This window comes from Candidatus Symbiopectobacterium sp. (assembly GCF_020054415.1).
Classification (GTDB): domain Bacteria; phylum Pseudomonadota; class Gammaproteobacteria; order Enterobacterales; family Enterobacteriaceae; genus Symbiopectobacterium.
In genome coordinates, this window is sequence record NZ_JAHWCO010000354.1 from 1 (window position 1) to 1,452 (window position 1,452).

Annotated in this window: 3 protein-coding genes and 2 pseudogenes; 1 reads left to right on the top strand and 4 read right to left on the bottom strand. The window is 54.1% G+C overall.

Annotated features, from left to right (window positions below; genetic code table 11):
• Nucleotides 1-2: 2 nt before the first annotated feature.
• From QZ506_RS10460 to QZ506_RS10475, 4 genes and pseudogenes are all read right to left on the bottom strand, one after another.
• Nucleotides 3-134, bottom strand: a complete 132-nt coding sequence (locus QZ506_RS10460) for a hypothetical protein (protein ID WP_291970946.1) — start codon at nucleotides 132-134, stop codon at nucleotides 3-5.
• Nucleotides 131-484, bottom strand: a complete 354-nt coding sequence (locus QZ506_RS10465) for a hypothetical protein (protein WP_291970948.1) — start codon at nucleotides 482-484, stop codon at nucleotides 131-133. The genes QZ506_RS10460 and QZ506_RS10465 overlap by 4 nt, the downstream gene beginning before the upstream one ends.
• A gap of 85 nt (nucleotides 485-569) precedes the next feature.
• Complete coding sequence (locus QZ506_RS10470) at nucleotides 570-746, bottom strand: hypothetical protein (RefSeq protein ID WP_291970950.1); 177 nt, start codon at nucleotides 744-746, stop codon at nucleotides 570-572.
• A 66-nt stretch (nucleotides 747-812) separates the two neighbouring features.
• Nucleotides 813-1,040 (bottom strand): annotated as a pseudogene (locus QZ506_RS10475) (DUF898 family protein); the annotation flags it as partial.
• Between the two features lie 230 nt (nucleotides 1,041-1,270).
• Between QZ506_RS10475 and QZ506_RS10480 the strand changes: the two are divergent.
• Nucleotides 1,271-1,452, top strand: a pseudogene (locus QZ506_RS10480) (lysozyme); the annotation flags it as partial.

Here is a 1,452-nt window from a genome sequence, read left to right on the forward strand (position 1 = left end):
GCTCAGGTGGGTGAAGCCATGGCCATGGTCAAAGCGCTTAACCGGATCACGCTATTAGGAATGCCGAACAGTATTCGCATCACGTAACAATCGACCCGCATGGGGCGCAGTCGTACAAGTTCTGATTTATTCAACAAAGCCCAACCTGACTACCATCGTGACGCGACAGCTTAACCAGACTATCGCTGACAATCAGCGTACCATCTGCCAGCATAAACGCATTTGGGCCAATGCCCGGCGCACTCATCAGACGTAGACGCAGCGGGGTGCGCGCCTGACGCATCTCCGGCGGTTGCGCCTGCTCAAACAGGCGCTGCAACGCTTTCTGCCGCGCTTCAGGAAGGGTTGAAGGCTCTAGTTCGGTTCGCTCCAGCACAGCAAGCGTATGCTCCCCCAGTTGCTGCTCCACGGCGGTGGGGATATGCAACGCGACTGTGTTACTCAGCCAAGGCAGCACCACATACACATAGCTGAGCGCCACCAACACCGTCGCCAGCAGGGCAAACAGCGCGCCCCGTTTGTACTTATTCTAGCCGATACACCAGGCTAGGAGACTTATGCTGCGCCACCTAGGCACGAAACACAGCATTATCAGCAGGACGAAAGCGTCCGCCATCAGGGAAGGTCAACGTCAACGGTATCGACCCTAACGCTTGTGAGACCTCAACGTGCGCCAACATAAACGCCTGTGAGCCTGCGTCGTGGCGCGCCAGTACCAACGAGGCATCCAGCTCGCCAAGCGTCACGCGTGCCGCCTCCTGTACGGCACGCCCCGGACACTGATAGAATCCCTAGATAATCATCAGGTCGCCTTAGATGCCCACGTCAAGATCCAGCGCGCTGACAGCCTCTTCCGCCACCGCCGAACGCGCGGTATCACTGTGCGCCTGTACGTTCAGCAGAGAAAGATCACCGCTCACTTGCGTGGCATTCGCCATAAAGCGCGCATAGCGCACCTGTGCTACCGGCGCGGCCAGCCCCAAAGAAAATAGCGTAATCAGCGTATTGGTGAACAACAGCATCAGGTAAGCGCCCAATTGCAGGTCGTGTATTCAATATGTTGATGGCTTTGTTGAATAATAGGTAATCATGCTGTTTTTCCATGCCAGTTTTGGTTGAAAATGCTTGTCATCTCAGGTGTACAGTTTTCTCATGAGGTCTAACTGCATGATTTTGCGTTGCTAGGATCCGTCGTTTCACTGGGCTGCCAGCATAAAATCTATTTATTCAACAAAGCCTCCCACCTGCAAAAAACATTAAGAGAGCAGAAATGAGTGCCTTAAAGACGCGGCTAAGTGCCGTCATTCTCGGGCTCATACTGGCCGGCGCTCCCGCATCGGTTATTCTTGACCGATTTCTTGATGAAAAAGAGGGCAACCATTTAATTGCATACCCAGATGGTGGTGGTGTATGGACGATTTGCGGTGGTGTAACGCGGGTAGATGGCAAGCC